Source organism: Paenibacillus luteus (assembly GCF_006542765.1).
Taxonomy (GTDB): domain Bacteria; phylum Bacillota; class Bacilli; order Paenibacillales; family Paenibacillaceae; genus Pristimantibacillus; species Pristimantibacillus luteus.
In genome coordinates this window covers 58,927-79,907 of sequence record NZ_SKCD01000014.1, presented here as the reverse complement: position 1 = coordinate 79,907, position 20,981 = coordinate 58,927, and the positions used below count along the sequence as shown (strand labels likewise).

Sequence of the window (20,981 nt, the reverse complement as noted above, 5' to 3'; positions counted from 1 at the left end):
CATTGGGGATGGTCCTTTTTGTGATGAGGAAAATTGTTTTTTTTAACATAGTAGACTGAACATTATTTTCCACTTAAGATAGAGTTATTCTTTTACGGATACATGATTGGAGTAAGAGGCGGGCGGTGCAAGGATGAAAGGAAATTTGAAGCTGAGAAATTTGCAGGACTCCACGTTTTTACGGAAATTGTCAATTAAGCATCGCTTGTTAATCGCTTTTCTGATCACCTCTCTTCTGCCTGTCGTCTTTGTTGCTCTTTATTCGAATATTAGCTACGAAAAGTCCATATCGGAGAAATTAAGCACGTCCACTCTGCAAGTACTAGCCGGCTCTGCTATAAATGCTTCACGAGAGCTTGAGCAATACGAGACGCTCAGTGAATCTATTATTATCAACAGCCTCATTCAGAACGGGCTCCAGCATGTGAACAGCATGACTGATTTCGAAAAATATGGTTTGCAGACGAATATTAAAGACGCACTGGGAGAGCAAGTGTTTCGGCTTAGCAATATTTCCAATGTAGTCATTCTTGCCAATGATGAACAAGCGTTTTTTGATTTGGGCTTCGAATGGTACCCTCATAATCAACTGAACGACGCCCTTCAAGGAATAGCGGAGACGGCGGGCAACATTAAGTGGACGCACCTGCAATCCAATCGAGGCTCGAACAAAATTGCGCTCAGCCGCATCATTTACTCGCAAGATAATCTTAACCAAAGCTTAGGTTACCTTATTATCGTAATTGATGAGAAGGTCTTCTCGCGCAACACCTTTGAGCATGTGGATCTGGGGAAAGGCGGAAGGCTTTATATTGCGGATAATAAGGGTATTGTCGTGTCTTCGGTATCTTCGTCCATTCCTCAAGGACAGTTGTACAATCAACAGAAAGTGTTCAACACCCTGATTTCCAATGCTTCGGGCCGAACCTTTTATGCGAATATCGATGGGAAAAGAGTGCTCGTAGGCAGTAGCTATATTAGGTCAGCAGACTGGTATATGATCGGACTCATTCCTCACTCGTATATTATTTCGGAGCTTGCTGTTATCAGAGAAAATATCATTTATATTTGCTTGCTCATTCTTCTATTGGCAGGATTGCTAGCCATGTGGATTTATCGCAGCATTAATAGACCCATGCGTGACCTGCTTCAGTATGCGAAACAAATCAAGCTGGGAAAATTAGAAACGAGACTTGGCGTCACCCACCCCGATGAAATGGGAAAGCTGTCCGAGACGATCGATCAGATGGTGGACCGGCTCAAAAGGCTGATCTACCAGGTGGAGGAAGAGCAGCAGGCGAAAAGGGATGCGGAGCTGAAGATGCTCCAAGCGCAGATCAACCCTCATTTTTTATTCAATACGTTAAACTCCTTGAAATGGAGCGCCATGATGAGCGGCAACGAAAACGTGGAGCAGGGAATAGCGTCACTGTCGGAATTGCTCCGCAATACGATTCTGGACACGGAGGAAATGATCACCTTAGAGAAAGAACTGGACAATGTATTGCATTACGCAGTCATCCAACGAATTAGGTACGGCGACTCGTTCAAATTAGTATGCAGCATGAATGATGTCCAGCTTTATCGCTGCCTTGTCCCGCGATTCATTTTGCAGCCGATTGTAGAAAATTCGATTCTCCATGCGGGAAGCGGGGAGGGTCGGAGAGTGCAGATCGTTGTGGATGGCTCGATTAGCGATGGAATGCTTTTGCTCAAAATTTCGGATGATGGAAAAGGCTTTGATATGGCAAAGGTACATCAGCGGAAGTATTCCCATGATAAGCTTTCAGGTATTGGGATGAGCAACGTGGATGAAAGGATACGCTTACATGTTGGAAAGCAGTATGGGATTGAAACGTGGAGTGAGCCGGATATCGGGACGGAAACCTTAATCAGATTGCCAATGACGATGAAAGAAGGGTAAAGACATGTATAAAGTGATTATCGTAGATGATGAGATGATCGTTCGCCATGCTGTCAAAACCATCATCAAATGGGAGGATAGCCGCTTTGAGTATGCGGGATCCGCTGCGAGCGGCGTGTCGGCGCTTGAATTGGTGCGGAGAACGAATGCGGATATTGTAATTACAGATATCAAAATGGCGGAAATGGATGGCCTTAAGCTCATCAAATCCTTAATGGCGGGCGGTTTTAAAGGAGAAGTCCTTGTGCTTAGCAATTATAATGATTTTGAACTTGTCCGAGAGGCACTCAAATGCGGAGCCCACGATTATATGCTCAAGCTCACGTTGAAGACGGAAACCTTTATGCATACCCTTGAAGAAATCGCGGTTAAGCTGGATGGGAAGAAGATTCATGCTGCAGCCCCCATGGACCTTAATGAGGATGTAAACGGAGAGATCGAACGGCTGTATGATTTGTTGAAAAATAATGGGCAAGGAGAAGCGGATCATCGCAATCTAGCTGCTTTCAATCAAGAGCAGCAGAGAGCGGCAGCTATTCTGGATGGCTCATGCTGTTATACGTTTAATTTCTATTTGCAGGAGGGTGAACTCCACCATAATCAGACGATAGATTTTCATGAAACGTTAGAAAAGCTTGCCGAAGGATTATTCCCGAAAAAGCTATTTTTATTTGTGTTTCATACTCACCCTAACCGTTATACGTTGATTACTGCGACGCCGTTTGTCCAAAATATCGTTGATCCTGAAGAAATTGCCCAACGTATGGTCAAGCTTTCGGAAATGTATTATGGGCTGGGCATCAATGTGATTTATGGTCAAGTAGCCGCATCATTTGAAAGTCTCATAGAGCAAATGTACAGGAACAAGCAGGCGGAGGAGCTCAGGTTCTATTCTGCTTATAAAGAAGGCTACCATTCAAATGCGAAGCTTGCGGTCGATACGGATGAAGGTTTTCGCGCAGCGGAAACGAAGCTGAAAGAGAGCCTGCGCGGCTTCGGCGGGAGCGCCATCGAGCTTTGGGTGGAAAGCGCTTTTGTTTTGATTGAATCTGCAGCGAAGCATGGCATCCATTCGAAGTCGCTTAAGCGAATTTTAGGGGGCGGCATTTGGGGGTTGTCTAACTTGATCGCGCAGCAGAAGGAAACGCCGTGGAACGAGAAATGCTGGATAGAGAAAATCGAAGCGGCGGACTCGGATTCCAGCTTAATGCTTCTCATTAAGGAAATGTCGGATGAGCTATTGGGCTCCATCGGGAAGGGCCCCCAAATTTCGGCGCTGCGTGAGGAAATCCAACAAGCCTTGGCGTATTTGGAACAACATTATGCAGACCGAGTGTCCATTTCGGATGTTGCTTCTTATGTAGCGCTGTCAGAGCCTTATCTTTGTCAAATATTCAAAGCAGAGACGGGGAGCAGCATTCTCACGCGGTTAAATGAAATACGAATGAACAAAGCCTATGAGCTGTTACTATCCGGAAAGTACCTCGTAAAGCAGGTTGCAATCGAGGTAGGCATTCCAGATCCCTTTTATTTCAACCGTTTGTTTCGAAAGCGCTTTGGCAGCGCTCCCAAAAACGTCATTGGCGTTTCTTCAAGGTAAAAGAAATCATAAGATCGTACAGGTAAGGGATGAGATTAATAAGAATCGGATAGGCTCGTTCATTCAGTTCCGGCGCAGGCTTAAAATTCTCCATCATCATCCGCTCTTTTGTTCATTTGGTAATGCCCCCGGTGAACTTATAATAAAGCTCATCACAAACGAAAGGGGTCACTAAATCCATGAGAAAAAAGAATTGGTTTACGGCTGCATCAGCCGCTATTTTGTTGACCACGATGTTAGCTGGCTGTGGATCAAGCAACAACGCAAACAATGAGCCTTCACCGACATCCTCGACTGCAACGGAGGCAGCCACCGCTGCTCCATCGGAGAGCACTGCACCAGAGAAGCAAACATTTGAAAATCCGGAGCTTGATGTCGCTGTTTTCCAAGGCGGCTATGGCAGGGAATTCTGGGACAGCGTCGCAGAGGAATTCATGAAGGATTACCCTGGAACGAAAATCAGCATTACGGCAAGTCCTAAAATAGCTGAACTCATTCGTCCGAAAATCGTTGCCGGTAATCCGCCTGATTTCATGTACATCGCGGGCAGTGACAATACGCCTCTTGTGAACGGCCTGATTAAAGACAAAGCACTGCTTGATCTGACGGCTGTATTTGATGAGTTAACGCCGGAGGGTGCACCGCTAAAGGATAAAATCCTCGATGGCGTACTGAATTCCCGCGCAACGGCACCCTATGATGACGGCAAAGTTTATTTGGCGCCCTACAACTTTGGCGTTATGGGCTTGTGGTACAACAAAGCGTTATTCGATGCCAAAGGGATTACGCCGCCAAAAACATGGGATGATTTCTTTGCTGCAAATGCGGCAGCCAAAGAGAACGGACGCGCGCTCTTTACTTACCAAGGGATTTATCCTGGCTATTTGGAAGAAATGATCGTGCCTGCCATTTATGCGGCGGGAGGACAAGACGCATTGAAGCAATTTTTCGACTTCGATCCTGAGTTTTGGAAGAGCGATACGTTCAAGCAGGTATGGGCCCTCGTTGAGAAGCTTGCGACAGAGGACAATGCCCTGATGAATGGAACGGTCGCGCTTAACCACACCCAATCGCAGACGGCATTCCTTCAAGGAAAATCGATGTTTATTCCAAACGGCAGCTGGTTCGAGGATGAGATGAAGGATGCGCCTCGAGAGGATGGGTTTAAATTCGGTTATCTGGGGGTTCCATCGTTCGGAGCGGATGCACCGGTATCAGCCCTGACCAGCGTAGAGACCGTCATGATTCCCGCCAAAGCCAAGAACCCTGAGCTTGCCAAAGCATTCCTTAAGTATCTGTACACGGACAAGGTCATTAAGCTGAATGGCGAGAAGGCCAAAGCGGTTATGGCGGTCAAAGGCGCGCCGGATCTAGTGAAGGAATACATCACGGAGACGACGTATAATGTGTATAAAGCGGCGGATGACGGAATGATCGCAGTAAACGGCAACTTTATGCCCGTAGCGAAAGGCAGCAAATACAATCCTAGCGATGAAGTGTATAAACCATTCTCCTCGATTATGAGCAAGCAAATGACCTTGGAGCAATATAGTGAAAAGCTTTATAAAGTATATTCGGCAATTAAGAAGGAATTGGATGCTGCTGGAGCACAGTAACCTATTTTGGAATCATAGCCATAAGGGGAATTAAGAAGCAGTTGAAAAGCAGGATGAGCGGAGGGATTAGCCTCCAACTCATCCTGTTTTTTTGTTGCGGGCATTTTATTTGTGAGGGACCTGAAAATCCTCTATATAGATCGTCCATTTTGTTCATTTGGTGAATTCTAATGTGAATCTATAATAAGGAGCAACTGGCGGCGCAACGCACACACTTGAAGTGAATGGCTTTACTGTCTCATTCCATGATCGGCTTGTTTCGGAATGGAGAGGGGGTGATAGGCATCTACCCGGAACCGGCAACAAACAATAGGGTTAAAGAGGTGATGTGCATTCAGGCTAACGGCAGGATAAAGGAAAGCTAGCGATTTTCCAACTTAATGAAGAGTTCAAACAAGTTTGGGAGGGAGCAATAACATGAAAAAGCATTTTTTAAGCGTATTAGCTTTGCTAGTTCTATGTTCCACTATATTTGTAATCGGGCCAGCGCCTGCAAGCGCGGCAAATACAATCTATTACGTTGATTCTGCTGCCGGAAACGATACGAACAGCGGGACCTCAACCAGTGCCGCATGGAAAACCTTAACGAAGGTGAACGCAACGACATTCCAGCCAGGCGACCAAATTCTGTTCAAATCGGGCGGAGTATGGAACGGTCAGCTATGGCCGAAAGGCTCAGGAGATGCGAATGCCCCCATTAAAATTGATAAGTACGGAGGAACCGCTCGTCCCATTATTAATGGCGGAGGAACCCAGCGCGATTATCAAGCGACAGGTGCCGTTATGCTGCGGAACCAGCAGTATTGGGAAATTAGCAACCTTGAAGTGACGAATGACGATAACTTTAACGTAGATTCGGTTACGACTACGTATGTAAGCAGCAAGCCTTCCAACATTCGAGACGGCATTCTGATCGTGCTGGATACGAATCAAGTGGCAGCAGGCGGAGACACCATCATGGACCATATTTATATTCATGATAACTATGTGCATGACGTGGATAGCCCGAACGAATGGCCAAACTTATATGGAAACGCTTCCTTTAACGGCGGTATTATGTTTTATGTCATTGGAGCGTTGAAGGCCAACATGACCTTCAACGACGTCAGGATTGAGAACAATACGATTGAGAAGGTTGATTTGCTTGCGATTGCCAACTTCAATTACACGACAACAACAGCATTCCAAGATGAGATTGGGCCTAATAATTTATGGCAAACGAATATTTATATCGGCCACAACTACATGCGCAACATTGGGCAAGGGGCCATCGATGTATGCGATGCGAAGGATGCAATTGTAGAGTACAACGTTGTCGACGGCTGGTCGAAACGCTACAACGCTGAAAGCGCAGGCATCTATCCTTGGAAATCCCAAAACGTCACGTTCCAGAACAATGAGGTTTATGGCGGTCCCACGACAACAGGTGCCAATAATGGAGATGGAACGGCCTTCGATTTTGATTCCCCCAACAGCAATATCGTCTATCAATTCAACTATACCCACAACAATCCAATGGGGTGGATGTCCTACCTTGGAAGAAGCAGCAACAATATCGCCAGATATAACATTAGTGACGATAATGCCGCATACCTGATTAAGTTCGGATGGTTCGATGTCGACACTTCGGCAACCTATTTCCTGAACAATGTGTTTATTTATAACGGCGGCGTAACGAAATTCACGAATTCCAACGCTAACCTTGCATCTACTTATTTTAAAAGTGTGCCTTATTATTTTTACAATAACGTCTTCTATGACAAAAATACGCCTTCCTCCAGCTTCTGGCCGAGCAGTTCCGGCAGCTATGGAACGGCCGTATTTAGAAACAATGCATTTTATGTCACTACGGGCAGCCATGCCGCTGGAGAACCGAATGATCCGGCGAAGGTCATCGCGCCTCCGCAAATGGTTAACCCAGGGCAAACGCCGACGCTAGGGGCTAATGGCTTTAAAAGCGGTGCTACCGTATGGGATGGATACAAGCTGCAAGCCACATCCCCATTGATAAATGCAGGATATAATGTGCCGCAGCTGGGGACCAAGGATTTCTATGGCAATTCCTTATTTAACGGAGCTGCTCCGGATATCGGCGCATTCGAATCCACCGTCATCGGCGGAGGAGGAGGCGGACCGACGTCGGTGACTGTAGGCGGAACGGTTACGGCAAGCTCGACAAGCAGCCCCGCGGGAGAAGAGAAGGAGAAAGCGTTCGATGCCAACACCTCTACGAAATGGTTAATTACAACGGGAACCGGCTGGATTCAGTATCAATTTGTAACCGGCGTTACGCATAAAGTAACCTCGTATGCGATTACGTCGGCCAACGATGTGCCGGACAGAGACCCTAAGAATTGGACGCTACAAGGCTCCAACAATGGCACGAGCTGGACGACGCTCGACACGAGGACGAATGAGGCATTTGCAAGCCGATTCTTAACCAAAACGTATACCTTTACGAACACGACTGCTTACGCATATTACCGATTGAACGTGACAGCCAATAGCGGCGGTGCAGCACAGCTGCAGCTTGCTGAGCTAGGCTTGTTTACGTAAAAGGAAGTGGAATGCCGCCGCCTGGCTTCAGACGGCGGCATTTGTACAAATATAGGAAAGGAGATCATTTCGCCAACTTTCTCTCTATTTCTACGCGAAACGTTAGCTTAGCCACCGGAGGTCGGTTTCAGCCGTTTACGCTTGGTGCTGCATCGTTAGAACCTGTACGATTTTATGATTCGGCAGGCGGAGGCGCCATGAATGTCGTGGTTTTCTCCATAAACATCTTCGCTTTTGTTCATTTGGCAATGCCCTCTGCGAATATATAATTAGCTCATCACAGACATCCGTGCTGCATGAAGCCGGCAAGAATTCGTGCAGCATGTGCGGCAGGGGGAAGGAACGATGACGATGGCCATGACCATGAAAACAAAAAGAACACTATTTATCATTGCCTGTTTATTACCGGGACTGGCGTTATTCTGTTTATTTAAAGTGTATCCCACGTTTCAAATTTTTCAGAAGTCGCTGTACCTTTGGACGGGATTAAGCGATAAGCCCCAATTTATCGGTTTCAAAAATTTTGTTGACCTGTTCCATGATGAGACATTTCTACTTTCCATGCGCAATACGGGCTTTCTTATGCTGGTTGTGCCAGTCGTGACGATCATTGTCGCCTTAATTAATGCCTCCGTTCTAACGCAATCGAAATTAAAGGAACGCGGATTTTACCGTACCGTTTTCTTTTTCCCAAGCATATTGTCGTTCGTTGTCATTGCGATTTTATGGTCCTTCATTTATCATCCGACGATGGGGTTTGTGAACTCTGGCTTAGACATCCTTGGACTTGGCGAATGGGCAAAGCCATGGCTTGGAGACCAGCGAACGGTTCTCTGGGCACTGGCTATCACCCTCATATGGCAGGCTGCCGGATATTACATGGTAATGTACATGGCAGGCATCGACAGCATTTCACCTGAGCTTTATGAAGCAGCTAATTTGGATGGAGCAACCCGAATACAGCAATTTTTCAATATTACGATTCCGCTGCTCTGGGAAATCATTCGCGTCACGATTATTTTCAGCATTAACGGTGTCCTCAGCATTAGCTTTATCATCGTCTCGATCATGACAGGGGGCGGTCCTGACCGTCATTCAGAGGTCGTCATGACCTACTTGTATTCCCAAGCGTTCACCAACTCGAATTTCGGTTATGCCATGGCTATTGGCGTTGTTGTGTTCATTATTTCGATGCTGCTTGCCTTTATAAGCAATAAACTGACGGAAAAGGGGGCGCATTAAGATGTCCACTCGAGTATCCCTCATGGGAAAAACTGCGCTTCGCCTCTTCCTACTCGTACAGGCCGTTTTGGTCGTATATCCGCTCTTATGGAATGTACTGGCCTCCTTTAAGACCAATGCAGAGGTCATGGAAAGCCCGTGGAAGCTGCCAACGAGCATCAATTGGAACAATTACGTTCAAGCATTCTCGACGGCAAGAATCGGTGACTATATGGTCAACTCGGTCATCATCGTTTTGTTATCGATGGCAGTTCTCTTGTTTGCGGCGGTTCCCTCTGCCTATGTATTGGGGCGAATGAAGTTTCGCGGCCGCGGATTTATCTCGCAATTTTATATGGCTGGACTCTTTATCGGGGGCGTCTATATTATTGTTCCGCTATTTATTTTCATGAATGATTTGCATATGCTCGATAATCGCTTTTGGTTAAGCGCGGTCTACGCAACAGGCAGCCTGCCGTTTTCGGTATACTTGCTTACCGGTTTTATGAAGTCGATTCCGCTCGATTACGAGGAAGCCGCCATGATTGATGGCTGCGGCTATTTCGGCATATTGCTGCGCATTATTGTGCCTATGGCACGGCCTGGCATTATTACGCTTATCGTATTTAGCTTCTTTGATTTTTGGAATGAATACGTTCTAGCGATGACCTTTATCACAAGCGACAGCAAGAAGACGATTCCGGTGGGCCTGTCTAACCTCATGCAAATCCAGCAGTTCGCTACCGATTGGGGCTCTTTATTTGCCGGATTAGTCATTGTGCTTGCCCCAACCATCCTCGTATATGCTTTGCTGCAGAAAAAACTGACAGAAGGCATGTCGCTTGGCGGAGTAAAAGGATAGTCCGGTATGTCTTGACTTGACAACCAGGAAGGGTGGATATCGATTGGCAACTTTTGAAGTGCAAAGGGATCAATTCATGTACGAAGGCGCGCCTGTGCGCCTGCTCTCGGGAGCGATCCATTATTTCCGGGTCGTGCCTGAATATTGGAAGGATAGACTGCTGAAGCTGAAGGCTTGCGGATTGAATACCGTAGAGACCTATGTGCCTTGGAACATCCATGAGCCTCGCAAAGGGGAGTTTCACTTTGCAGGCCAGAATGATCTGGAAAGCTTTGTTAGGCTAGCGGGCGAATTAGGATTGCATGTGATTGTAAGGCCTAGCCCTTACATTTGCGCGGAATGGGAATTTGGCGGATTGCCGGCATGGCTGCTTGAGGATGCCAATCTGCGATTGCGATGTTATGATGAGAGTTATTTGAAGCATGTAGATGAATATTTCGACGAGCTGCTTCCGCGTTTGAAGCCGCTGCTATGTCCGAATGGTGGTCCGATTATTGCGCTTCAGATCGAGAATGAATATGGGAGCTATGGGAATGACAAACGGTATCTTTCCTATATTCGTGACGCAATGGTGGGCAGGGGAATGGATGTCTTGCTCTTCACCTCTGATGGGCCGGAAGACCATATGCTGCAAGGAGGTATGATTGACGGTGTACTTGCGACAGTTAACTTCGGCTCAAAGCCGACAGAGGCCTTTCATAAGCTTCGAGAATATCAGGCAGATGGCCCGCTTATGTGTATGGAGTTCTGGAATGGCTGGTTTGACCATTGGATGGAAAGCCATCAAACTCGGCCGCCTTCGGAGGTAGCAGAGGCTTTGGATGAAATGCTAGGCGCAGGCGCCTCGGTCAATTTCTATATGTTTCATGGGGGAACGAACTTTGGTTTCTATAACGGTGCCAACCATATTCATCAATATGAGCCTACTACAAATAGTTACGATTACGACACGCTCCTTAATGAGTCGGGAGAGCCCACGCCTAAGTTTTATGCAGTGCGGGAAGTGCTTGAGAAGCATGTCCAGCTGCCCTCTTTGCAATTGCCAGAGCCCATAGCCAAACGAGCCTATGGAAGAGTAGTGATGAAGCAGCAAGCAAGCTTGTTCGAGCAGTTGGAAGCCCTCTCAGAGCCCATCTTGCGGGCTTGTCCGGAGCCTATGGAGAAGCTGGGCCAATCGCAGGGCTATATCCTTTATTCGATTTTTGTCAAAGGCCCGAGATCAGTGGCACAGCTGACGCTGCAAGAAGTAAGAGACAGGGCTTTGGTTTTTGTCGACGGTGAACATAGGGGCGTCATTGAACGTTGGGCACCTTGTACCTTGCCAATAATCGTACCGGAACAAGGTGTTCGTTTGGATATTTTGGTCGAAAATATGGGCCGTATTAATTATGGGCCATATCTCCGTGATCCGAAAGGAATTACGGAGGGGGTAAGGCTAGATAACCAGTTTCTATACGGCTGGACCATTTATCCGCTGCCATTAAGCAGCTTAAGCGAGCTGGTGTTTACGGAGCAACAAGGGGAAGGGGAGCTGGTGAATTCCCAGCCTGTTTTTTACAAAGGGATGCTTGAGATAGACCAGCCCGCGGATACTTTTATCACCCTTGATGGCTGGACCAAAGGAAATGTCTTCATTAACGGTGTTCATTTGGGCAGGTATTGGGATGCTGGTCCAACCAAAACATTGTATATTCCTGCTCCTTTCCTGCGAGCTGGAGTAAATGAGTTCATCGTATTCGAGCTTCACGGCACTGCCGAAGCCGTAGTTACGTTAACCGATCAAGCGGATTTAGGCTGATTAATTATTAAGGAGGTTAGAGAATGAGTGTTTCGGTTATAGAAGCGGCGCTTGTCGCTCCATCATTCAGGCAGCTGGCCTGGCAAGAAATCGAGTTTTACGGATTCATTCACTTTACGGTAAACACGTTTACAGATAAGGAATGGGGAACGGGGGAAGAGTCGCCCCAGCTCTTTAATCCGACAGAGCTGGACGCAGCGCAATGGGTAGCCGCATGCAAAAGCGCAGGGATGAAAGCCATTATTCTGACTTGCAAGCATCATGACGGGTTCTGTTTATGGCCAAGCGAGTGGACGGATCATTCTATAAAGAGCAGCCCTTGGAGAAGCGGCGAAGGTGATTTAGTAAGGGAAGTATCCGACGCTTGCCATGAGGCCGGATTGAAATTCGGCATTTACGTATCCCCATGGGATCGTCATGAACCATGCTATGGAGATTCCGAACGATACAACAGCTTCTTTCTGAATCAGTTGCATGAGCTGTTAACAGGATACGGAGAGCTGTTTTGCGTATGGTTTGATGGCGCATGCGGCGAAGGACCGAACGGCAAGCGGCAAGTCTATGACTGGGATGCCTATTACAGCTTGATTCGCAAGCATCAGCCTCACGCGGTCATTTCGGTTTGCGGTCCTGATGTCAGGTGGTGCGGCAATGAAGCCGGTCATACAAGGAAAGTGGAATGGAGTGTCGTACCCGCAACCCTGCAGGATAACGAGAAAATACAAGCTAATTCGCAGCAATTAGAAGGCGACGAGTTCTCGAGGCGTATCGGGTCGGATGAAGAGGATTTGGGAAGCCGTCATGTACTAGCAGAGGCAGAACGCGTCGTTTGGTATCCGGCAGAGGTCAATACTTCTATTCGTCCGGGTTGGTTTTATCATGAAAATGAAGATGCCTTGGTTAAATCAACGGAGGAGCTTGTCGATCTCTATGAGCGAACGGTAGGCGGCAACTCTACCTTTTTGCTAAATCTTCCACCTGACAGGCGAGGTCTTATTCACGAGAATGATGAGCAGCGAATGCGAGAGCTTGGAGAACGGTTAGGGAGAATGTATCGCAGAAATGCAGCTGCAGGTTCACGGGTGGTTGCCTCTGTTTGCAAAAGTGAAGAACATGAGGGGTCCCGAATAACGGATGGTCTCAAAGAGACGTATTGGCGCCCCTCTGCCGGCATTGAACAAGCTTGGCTAGAGGTAGAGCTGGGCGGCAAGCAAATGATAGACCGCATTGTGCTCAAAGAATATTTGCCGGAAGGCCAGCGCATTGAGAAGTTTCATTTAGAGTGGTTTGACGGAGAAAAGTGGCAAACCTTCTACGAAGGAAATGTGATTGGATACAAGAAGATTTGCCGCTTCGAGCCGATTGAAACCGAACGTCTCCGCATTCAAATTACCGAGTCCAGATGGTATCCGACAGTAAGCGAATGTAGCGTCTACTGGACGCGGATGGAGGAGAAACATGAACCGGACCGTGGCTAACCAATCGATGGGTACCGGTGTCAAGCATCGGCGTGCATTAATCGTTGCGGCTGTTGGAATAGTAGTGGTTGCTGCCCTATTGGCGGCAGCCTTTTTGCCGTCTCATTCTAAGGGGGACGCAGTCATCATGGAGGTCGGCGGGTTGCCCGTCACGCACAACGAATTTCTGCTTTATATGAGCAAGGAAAAAGGCGAGGTCACCAACTATTTCAATGTCACTTATGGGGCAGAGGACAGTAAACACTATTGGACGGAAACATTTGGCGATGAGCGTCCGATTGATAGGCTGAAGGAACAAGCGATGGATGAGGCTGTAAAAGGGAAAACCTTGCAGCTGCTAGCTATGGAGAAGGGGCTCATTGAAGACAGCTCTTTTCAGAGCTTTGTGATGAATTGGGAGCAAAATAATGCAGGCAGAGCCAAAAGCTTGGAAAAGGGAGAAGCTATTTTTGGGCTAGGAGAGTATGAGCTCAGCCAATACTATTTCTACTCCTTAAGCAATGTAAGGCTTGATCTCGAGAAAAAGCTTGGAGAGGATGAATTGAAGGTTTCAGAACAAGAGGTTAGCGAGAGCTACCGCACGCATGAAGCAGAGTTTGAGAATCAAACGCAAATCACCTTCGATGAATTTTCTATCCCGTATAGTGATGGAGATAGAGCAGAAGTCCTCGAAAGCATAAATCTAGCCATAAAGAGCCTAGATTCGGGAGCCGAATTCTCGGAGGTAGCGAAGGAATACAGCAAGGATGGCATCCGCAAGAGCTCCATCATTCTGAATGATCAACAATCGCCGCTAAAAGCAGACTTCATGCTGCAGCAAGCGGCTAAACCATTAAAGGTTGGCGAGCATTCTTCCGTTATTGATACAGGCACCAGCTTTACGATTATTCGGCTGATTGAGAAAAAGGAAAGCTTCGCGGTGCCGCTTGCAAGCGTGGAGTCGCAACTGCAAAGCGAGGTGCTTACGAATAAGTTTAATCGCTATTTGGAGGAGAAGGTCAAAGCCGTTACGGTCAAAGTCAATCCAAGTGCATATGACCGCTTGAAGGCAACGGAAGGGTAGCTGGATTAAGCGAACGATTTTTCCCTTGAGTCGACTCATTTAATTTTTTCTCGGAGAAATAATTGTACAAGAGGTTCTTTCAGACGTGCTATATTTTAAAATTAGCGGCAGCCATGGGTTAATGCATTTGCATCCATGGCTGTTTTTGTTCAGTAACCTTATACCGCATTTCCCCGATCATGCAATAATTCGCATGCTTTAAACAGGGTTTATTCCTCGTTTTTGCGACCTTCAGCCTTTAATCGCAGGAAAAGACGTAAATTGAAGTGTACACCCCTGGAGTGCGGCAGTTAAACTGGGGTTGCCGGAATGGACGGAGTAGGGTTGGCGCTAGCGATCAGGCCTGCCCTATTCTGCCGGAAGAACGATTAAACTAAAGGGGAACACGGGATGACCAAATTGAAAGTTGGAATCATCGGAGTCGGGGAAGTTGCCCAGCTTATTCATTTGCCGATTCTGGAATCGTTGCCAGAGCTTTACGAGCTCGCTGCATTCTGTGACATTTCGCAGCAGTTGCTCGCCAAGATGGGAGAGAAGTATCGGGTTACGAATTTGTATACGCGCGCCGAAGAGATGCTGAAATGGACAGAGCTCGATGCCGTCCTAGTATTGAATAATATGGAATACCATACCGAATGCGTCGTTGCGGCGCTGCGAAGAAACATTCATGTGTTCGTCGAAAAGCCGATGTGCATTACTGAAGCCGAAGTTCGCGAAATCATTCGGGAGCGGGATGCCTCGGACGCTCAGGTCATGGTCGGCTATATGAGAAGATTTGCGCCGGCTTACCTGCGGGCCTTGGAAGAAGTCCGGGGGCTGGGGCCGATCAATTACGCACGGGTGCGCGGCATCATCGGACCTAACGCCTTCTTCACGGGACAGTCGGGGATCCATGCTTACCGCTTCGACGATATTCCTGCCGAGGCAGCACAGGATCGCAAGGAAAGGCATGTCCGGCTTATGAAGGAAGCCGTCGGTGAGGCTTCCGCAGAGGATTATGCATCGTACGCTCTCTTGCTGGGCTTGAACAGCCATGATATATCCGCCATGCGCGAGATGCTTGGCGTCCCCCGCAGCGTGAAGGCGGCTGCATCGACGCAGGGCGGCCGATTCAAAACCGCGATTCTCGAGTTCGACGGATATAACGTGCTGTTCGAGACAGGCATGGATCGACAAGGGAGGTTCGATGCCCACATTGAGGTATTTGGGGAAAGCAAATCGGTGCTTGTGCAATACGATACCCCGTACCTGCGGCAATTGCCGACAACGCTTCACATTCGCGAGACGATTGGAGAGGCACTGGAGGAAACGGTAATCCGTCCGACCTACAAGGACGCTTATACATGCGAGCTGGAGTACTTCTATCAGGTAGCCGCCAACGGATTGCCCCCCAAGACGACGCCGGAAGATTATGGTCAGGATCTCAAAATATTCGGAATGATAATTAACGCCATGAAATAGGGAAATGACGCAATGGATTCGAAAGGGCGGCAAGGTCGGTTGGATTCGGGGCTCCTTGCCGTTCGAGCATGAGGACGTGGCGCAACTGCCGGAATGAGAGTCCGATATTAGCGGCGAGATGGAAACCGCCTGGTAAATATAATCGAAGGAGGCTGCAAATTGAAGCACAAATTTGCTGTTCAGCTGTACACGCTGCGCAAGGAATGCGAGCAGGATTTTCCCGCGACACTAAGAAAGCTCGGCCGCATGGGCTGGGGCGGAGTCGAAACGGCAGGTTTGCACGGCTTTGCGGCAGAAACGATTGCCGAAGTGCTGAGGGAAGCTGGATTGAAGGTGGCGGGCATGCATATTTCCGTCGAGCGTCTCCGCTCTGATGCGGAGAATGTCAAAGCCGAGGCGACACTGCTGGAGACGAAACGTCTGATCTGTCCATCCGTGCCCCACGAGTGGCGTAATGAGCAGGGGTATATCAAGTTGCGGGCTGAGCTGAACGCGGCGGCTTCGGAGCTGCGGGCTGATGGCTTCACGGTCGGATTCCATAACCATGCCTTCGAGTTCGAGACTAGCGTCCGTGGAATGGACGCACTGTCCTATTTGATCGAGCCGACCGATGATAATGCCGTGCTGGCGGAAATTGATGTATACTGGTTAAAAAAAGCAGGATACGATCCGGCGGCGTTTATCGTGCCGTACAGCGGCCGTATGCCGACGGTTCATCTGAAGGATATGTCCGGCGATGGACGCGGCGTCTATGCCGAAATCGGGACGGGCATTATCGATTTCACGCCGCTCCTCCTGTGGGGCGAGAATAACGGCGTCGAATGGTATGTCGTCGAACAGGATATGTGCGAGGGCGACCCATTGGACAGCGTAGGGCGCAGCCTGGAGCACCTGTACGAGCTGGTGGACCGCTTGGAGCACGGGGCGTAAAAAATCCGCGAAGGACTGGCGCATGCCAGTCTTTTCGCCATTGTTGGGTCATGACGGCAACCGGGGGGAGATATCCGCATGAAGCGATTTGGAATCAAGGTTTATTTTACGAAGATGGTGCTATGGATAAGCGTGGCGATTCTGCTCCTGATCGTTGCGCTGTCGACGGTCGTCTACATCAACGCCCAGAAGCTGCTGGTGAAGAACGAGTACGCTTCCAATCAGAAGATTCTTTATCAGGTCAAATATAATATGGCGTTTATGGACGAGACGATCGCCAACCTGTGCAAATCGCTTTATCTGAACAGCGATGTGAGCGCGGTCATGTACGCGAAGCTGGAAAATATGGTCGACGTGGCCAACCGCTTGAATAAAGTTACCAGCTCGATCACTTCGACCAATCCGTATATTCATTCCATTACGATCTATAACCGGAATCTGGACCAGACCTACAATGCGGGCAGCCCCGTGTTTTTTCATGACGAATTGCTCGACGCGCTGTACGGCAAGGATCAGCTGCCTCCAAAGATGAAGCCGATCTTCCGCAACATCAGGAAGCTCGTGAACAGCGAGACGAGGCCTGAGCATGTATTCTCCTATTTAATGTATGAAACTTCGCCCGACGATCTGAAGCCGGACGGCGTCGTTATTGTCAACGTCAGGTCGGAATGGCTGCTGAATAACATCGCCCAAATCAACATGATCGACAAGCGCAAGGGCGACGGCATCTTCATCCTGGACCAATTCGGAGAGTATCTGAACGACGGCACGGGTGATTATGAAATTATGGAATGGGCAAAAGCTCAATTGTCGGCTTACAGAAGCGCCCATCCGGACAGCGATCCGGATGGCTTTTTCGAGGGCGAGCGCGGCGGCGCGCCTTACCTAATTACGTATTCGAATGTCGGGAGCGCCGGAATGACGCTGTTAAAGATACAGCCCGTACCCGAAGTGTATCAATATATCGTCAGACTGCGGACCAGCATTATTTTCATTACGTTGATTGCCTTGCTTCTGGCACTTGTCGTGTCTATTCTAATCTCCCGCAAAATTTATCGGCCGTTCGGCAATCTCGTGAATTCAATCCGCATGGATCGGCCGCGCCGCTCGGGCGATGACGAGGTCATCGACGAAATCTCCTATTTGAACAGCGTCTACCGGCAGTCGATGGAGGAGCTCGATCTTTTCTACAAGGAGAAGGACGAATACAAGGATGTAATGCGGCATTATTGGCTAAGCCGGCTGCTGGACGAACGATTCAATATAACGCGCACAGAGCTAGCGGCTTTGTTCAAGGAAATGAGGATTTCATTGCCTGTGGAAGGTTCTTACGCGGTATGCTTATTGAAAATCGATAGCTACAAGGAGTTCCAGCAAGCCTACAGCGCCAAGGATAAGGCTACCTTTCGGTTTGCGCTGATTAATATAGCCTCTGAACTCGTCGCCCGGAAATATCCGAACGAAGGAATTGATATGAAGGAGGACCACGTGCTGCTGATCGTCGGTCTTCCGGAGCGGGACGTGTCCGGACCGGTTGAACTGGTGACGCTACTAACCGAGGCGCAGGATGTATTCAGCCGTTACTTCAAGGTAACGTTCACGACTTCGCTCAGCGACCCGGCAGATTCGCTGAGCGGCTTGCATGCGCTGTATAATCAGGTGCAGGATCAGGCGATGTACCGGCTTCAGCTCGGACACGGCTCCATCATTACGAACGCACGCATTCGCAAGAACGCCGAGAATAAAAGAGCCGGCTATTCGAAGGAATTGGAAGACTGGCTCGCGGAGACGATCAAGTCGGGCAACGTTGCCGCCATGAAGGAGGTTCTGGCGAATCTATTCGGAGAGATGGAGAAGTTGAACTATCACAATGCCCTTGTCTCGATCATTCGGCTGGTCGACGCGGCGATCAAAGCGCTGGAGGAAGCGAAGGCGCCCGCCGCACCTGCGCTGCAGATCGCCTCGATTGGCCGCCACATTTTGGAGAAGGAGACGATGGCCGAAATCCATCGGATCGTCCGGGAGGGACTGCAGGATTCCATCAACAAGGAAACGGTCGGCAATGCGGAATCGCTGAACTATTTTCTCGTCGACGCGGTCACGGAATATGTCCATAAGAACTATCGAGATTCCTCCCTGAGCTTACCCGCAATCGCTTCCATTATGAAGATTTCCTCCCGCAGCCTGAGCAAAATGTATAAGGAAGCGACGCAGCTGTCGATTCCGGATCTAATTAACGGCGTGAGGCTGACTAAAGCGGCGGAGCTCCTAATCCAGGAGGATTTGAGCGTCTACGAGGTCGTACAGCGTGTGGGTTTTACGAATGAAACGTATTTTTTCAGCCTGTTCAAGAAGAAATACAAGGTGACGCCGAAGGAATACGCCCTTCAGAGGAACGTCAATAAATTCATATAGTTCGGCTTCGAGAAGATCGAACCGGAGTTTCGGCGTTGCTGCGCTGAGCTCCGGTTTTTTGCTGCTGTAACGGCCTTATAAATGGTGCAAATGCTGCAAATGAAGCTCCAGCGACGCTTTTTTGCAGGATATTACCGGATTTAAAATATACAATTCTACTTTCCTGGCCTACAGTGAGGTTATCGCTTGTCAGACGCAACACGGAAAAGGAAGTGAGGAACGTATGCTTAAAAGTATCCGGAAAAATGCCGGCTTGTCCATGTTGGCGCTGCCGGGCTTCTTGCTCATCATTGTTTTTAATTATGTGCCGCTTTATGGGTTGCTGCTGCCCTTCAAATCCTACCGCTATAATCTTGGCATCTGGAACAGCCCCTCAGTCGGATTCGAAAACTTCGGTTTCCTGTTCAGCGGCGATGTCCTTTACCGCGTATTGAGGAACACGCTGCTCTACAATCTGACCTTCATTGTACTTGGCACGACGCTCTCCGTTATCGTTGCGCTGCTGCTGTACGAATTGAGCCGACGCTTCGTGAAGGCCTATCAAACAATCCTGTTCATTCCCTACTTTATCTCCTGGGTCGTGGCAGGTTTTGCGTTCCGCTCGCTGTTCGATATGGAATATGGCGTCATCAATCGCTTGCTGGTCTCCATGGGCGAGGAGCCGATCCTATGGTATAGCGATCCGAAATATTGGCCTTATATTATTGTGGTCGCAGCCGTGTGGAAGGGGCTCGGATACAGCTCCGTCATCTATTATGCGGCGTTGATGGGCATCGATTCGGAATATTACGATGCGGCCAAGATCGATGGAGCCAGCAAGCTTAGGCAGGCCTTCTCCATCTCGGTGCCGATCATTAAACCAATGATCGTCATGCTGGTCATTTTGCAGATCGGCAGCATCTGTTACAGCGATTTTGGTCTGTTCTACAATGTGACACTGAATTCTTCCTTGCTCTACAGCACCACGGATGTCATCGACACGTTCGTCTATCGGTCCCTGGTCGACCTAGGCGATATCGGGATGGCTTCGGCAGCCGGCTTCTTCCAATCCATCGTCGGCTTCTGCCTGGTGCTTGCGACCAATACCATTGTCAAAAAGATCAATCCAGAAAACTCTCTTTTCTAAGGGGACTGAAAGAACGATGAAAACACATTCGACGACGCTCACTGAACGAAGGGTAACTACCGGTAAGCTGTTCATTCATCTGATTTTTATTGTATTGTGCGCCGCTTGCATCTTCCCGTTCCTGGTCATTATCGGGACCTCGGTACAGAGTGAGAGCGACATTGTGAAGTTCGGCTACTCTGTCATTCCGAAGAACTTCACGCTTGATGCCTATCGCGTCATTCTACACGATCCTGCGATGTTGTTACGCTCGTATTTCGTTACGATTCTGACAACGGTTATCGGCTCGCTCGTCGGGATGTGGGTGACAACCACCTACGCTTATGCGATCTCACGCAAGGATTACCGACTGCGGTCGTTTCTCGCTTTCTTCATTTTCTTCACGATGCTCTTTCACGGCGGCATGGTGCCCTCCTACATTCTGATGGTCAAGTGGCTGGGGCTGAAAAATAATTTGCTTGCGCTCATTCTGCCTTACTTAATTAGCGGATGGTTCGTGATGCTGATGAAGGGGTTCTTGCAAACGATTCCAGAGGCGCTCATCGAATCGGCCAAAATCGACGGGGCAAGCGAGCTGCGAATTTTTGCGCAGATCGTTCTCCCGATCTCCAAGCCAGCACTCGCGACTTTGGGGCTGTTCTTCGCCTTGCAATACTGGAACGACTGGTGGCTGACCCTGCTCTACGTCGAACAAGACCATCTGATTAAGCTGCAGTACTTGCTCATCCGCGTCCTGAAAAACATGGAGTATTTGAATTCGGCGGAAGCCATTGAATATGGACTGGTAAAGCCAGGTATGATGGTCCCTTCCTTGAGCGCCAGAATGGCGATGTGCATTTTGGCCGCGGGGCCGATGCTGCTCGTATTCCCATTGTTCCAGAAATATTTTGTGCAAGGCTTGACGGTCGGGTCGGTTAAAGGGTGATAATTA

15 protein-coding genes are annotated in these 20,981 nt (G+C 48.7%); all 15 read left to right on the top strand.

Features of this window, described 5'->3' with window-relative positions; genetic code table 11:
* The first annotated feature begins 133 nt into the window (after nt 1-133).
* Complete coding sequence (locus tag E0496_RS12880) at nt 134-1,924, top strand: cache domain-containing sensor histidine kinase (protein ID WP_241674775.1); 1,791 nt, start codon at nt 134-136, stop codon at nt 1,922-1,924.
* Nucleotides 1,925-1,928: 4 nt separating this feature from the next.
* Complete coding sequence (locus tag E0496_RS12875) at nt 1,929-3,524, top strand: response regulator transcription factor (RefSeq protein WP_141502102.1); 1,596 nt, start codon at nt 1,929-1,931, stop codon at nt 3,522-3,524.
* Between the two features lie 179 nt (nt 3,525-3,703).
* A complete protein-coding gene (locus tag E0496_RS12870) occupies nt 3,704-5,140 on the top strand; it encodes a carbohydrate ABC transporter substrate-binding protein (protein ID WP_141502101.1) in 1,437 nt (478 codons plus the stop codon).
* Between the two features lie 224 nt (nt 5,141-5,364).
* On the top strand, nt 5,365-5,505 hold the full coding sequence (locus E0496_RS36165; RefSeq protein ID WP_206669763.1) for a hypothetical protein: 141 nt from the start codon (nt 5,365-5,367) through the stop codon (nt 5,503-5,505).
* 52 nt (nt 5,506-5,557) lie between these two features.
* Complete coding sequence (locus tag E0496_RS12865) at nt 5,558-7,696, top strand: discoidin domain-containing protein (RefSeq protein ID WP_141502100.1); 2,139 nt, start codon at nt 5,558-5,560, stop codon at nt 7,694-7,696.
* A 345-nt stretch (nt 7,697-8,041) separates the two neighbouring features.
* Nucleotides 8,042-8,938 carry a carbohydrate ABC transporter permease gene (locus E0496_RS12860; protein ID WP_241674773.1) on the top strand — a complete coding sequence of 299 codons (897 nt, stop codon included), beginning with the start codon at nt 8,042-8,044 and terminating at the stop codon, nt 8,936-8,938.
* A gap of 1 nt (nt 8,939) precedes the next feature.
* On the top strand, nt 8,940-9,779 hold the full coding sequence (locus E0496_RS12855; protein WP_141502099.1) for a carbohydrate ABC transporter permease: 840 nt from the start codon (nt 8,940-8,942) through the stop codon (nt 9,777-9,779).
* 43 nt (nt 9,780-9,822) lie between these two features.
* Nucleotides 9,823-11,577 (top strand): glycoside hydrolase family 35 protein, encoded by a 1,755-nt coding sequence (locus E0496_RS12850; RefSeq protein WP_141502098.1) that lies wholly within the window; start codon nt 9,823-9,825, stop codon nt 11,575-11,577.
* Between the two features lie 23 nt (nt 11,578-11,600).
* Complete coding sequence (locus E0496_RS12845; protein WP_141502097.1) at nt 11,601-13,055, top strand: alpha-L-fucosidase; 1,455 nt, start codon at nt 11,601-11,603, stop codon at nt 13,053-13,055.
* On the top strand, nt 13,036-14,118 hold the full coding sequence (locus E0496_RS12840; protein ID WP_141502096.1) for a peptidylprolyl isomerase: 1,083 nt from the start codon (nt 13,036-13,038) through the stop codon (nt 14,116-14,118). The genes E0496_RS12845 and E0496_RS12840 overlap by 20 nt, the downstream gene beginning before the upstream one ends.
* Before the next feature lie 390 nt (nt 14,119-14,508).
* Nucleotides 14,509-15,579, top strand: coding sequence for a Gfo/Idh/MocA family protein (locus E0496_RS12835; RefSeq protein WP_141502095.1), 1,071 nt, complete (start codon nt 14,509-14,511; stop codon nt 15,577-15,579).
* A gap of 159 nt (nt 15,580-15,738) precedes the next feature.
* A complete protein-coding gene (locus tag E0496_RS12830) occupies nt 15,739-16,509 on the top strand; it encodes a sugar phosphate isomerase/epimerase family protein (protein ID WP_141502094.1) in 771 nt (256 codons plus the stop codon).
* Between the two features lie 78 nt (nt 16,510-16,587).
* Nucleotides 16,588-18,924: a helix-turn-helix transcriptional regulator gene (locus E0496_RS12825; RefSeq protein WP_141502093.1), complete on the top strand. Its 2,337-nt coding sequence runs from the start codon at nt 16,588-16,590 to the stop codon at nt 18,922-18,924.
* A 223-nt stretch (nt 18,925-19,147) separates the two neighbouring features.
* Nucleotides 19,148-20,050, top strand: coding sequence for an ABC transporter permease (locus E0496_RS12820; protein ID WP_139993490.1), 903 nt, complete (start codon nt 19,148-19,150; stop codon nt 20,048-20,050).
* A 16-nt stretch (nt 20,051-20,066) separates the two neighbouring features.
* Complete coding sequence (locus E0496_RS12815) at nt 20,067-20,975, top strand: carbohydrate ABC transporter permease (RefSeq protein WP_141502092.1); 909 nt, start codon at nt 20,067-20,069, stop codon at nt 20,973-20,975.
* Nucleotides 20,976-20,981: the final 6 nt, after the last annotated feature.

Bases quoted from the DNA above. Each gene is read 5' to 3' on its own strand.
- E0496_RS12855 (WP_141502099.1), top strand. From the start codon at position 8,940: ATGTCCACTCGAGTATCCCTCATGGGAAAAACTGCGCTTCGCCTCTTC.
- E0496_RS12875 (WP_141502102.1), top strand. From the start codon at position 1,929: ATGTATAAAGTGATTATCGTAGATGATGAGATGATCGTTCGCCATGCT.
- E0496_RS12860 (WP_241674773.1), top strand. From the start codon at position 8,042: ATGACGATGGCCATGACCATGAAAACAAAAAGAACACTATTTATCATT.
- E0496_RS12820 (WP_139993490.1), top strand. From the start codon at position 19,148: ATGCTTAAAAGTATCCGGAAAAATGCCGGCTTGTCCATGTTGGCGCTG.
- E0496_RS36165 (WP_206669763.1), top strand. From the start codon at position 5,365: ATGGCTTTACTGTCTCATTCCATGATCGGCTTGTTTCGGAATGGAGAG.
- E0496_RS12815 (WP_141502092.1), top strand. From the start codon at position 20,067: ATGAAAACACATTCGACGACGCTCACTGAACGAAGGGTAACTACCGGT.
- E0496_RS12825 (WP_141502093.1), top strand. From the start codon at position 16,588: ATGAAGCGATTTGGAATCAAGGTTTATTTTACGAAGATGGTGCTATGG.
- E0496_RS12845 (WP_141502097.1), top strand. From the start codon at position 11,601: ATGAGTGTTTCGGTTATAGAAGCGGCGCTTGTCGCTCCATCATTCAGG.
- E0496_RS12865 (WP_141502100.1), top strand. From the start codon at position 5,558: ATGAAAAAGCATTTTTTAAGCGTATTAGCTTTGCTAGTTCTATGTTCC.
- E0496_RS12835 (WP_141502095.1), top strand. From the start codon at position 14,509: ATGACCAAATTGAAAGTTGGAATCATCGGAGTCGGGGAAGTTGCCCAG.
- E0496_RS12880 (WP_241674775.1), top strand. From the start codon at position 134: ATGAAAGGAAATTTGAAGCTGAGAAATTTGCAGGACTCCACGTTTTTA.
- E0496_RS12870 (WP_141502101.1), top strand. From the start codon at position 3,704: ATGAGAAAAAAGAATTGGTTTACGGCTGCATCAGCCGCTATTTTGTTG.
- E0496_RS12840 (WP_141502096.1), top strand. From the start codon at position 13,036: ATGAACCGGACCGTGGCTAACCAATCGATGGGTACCGGTGTCAAGCAT.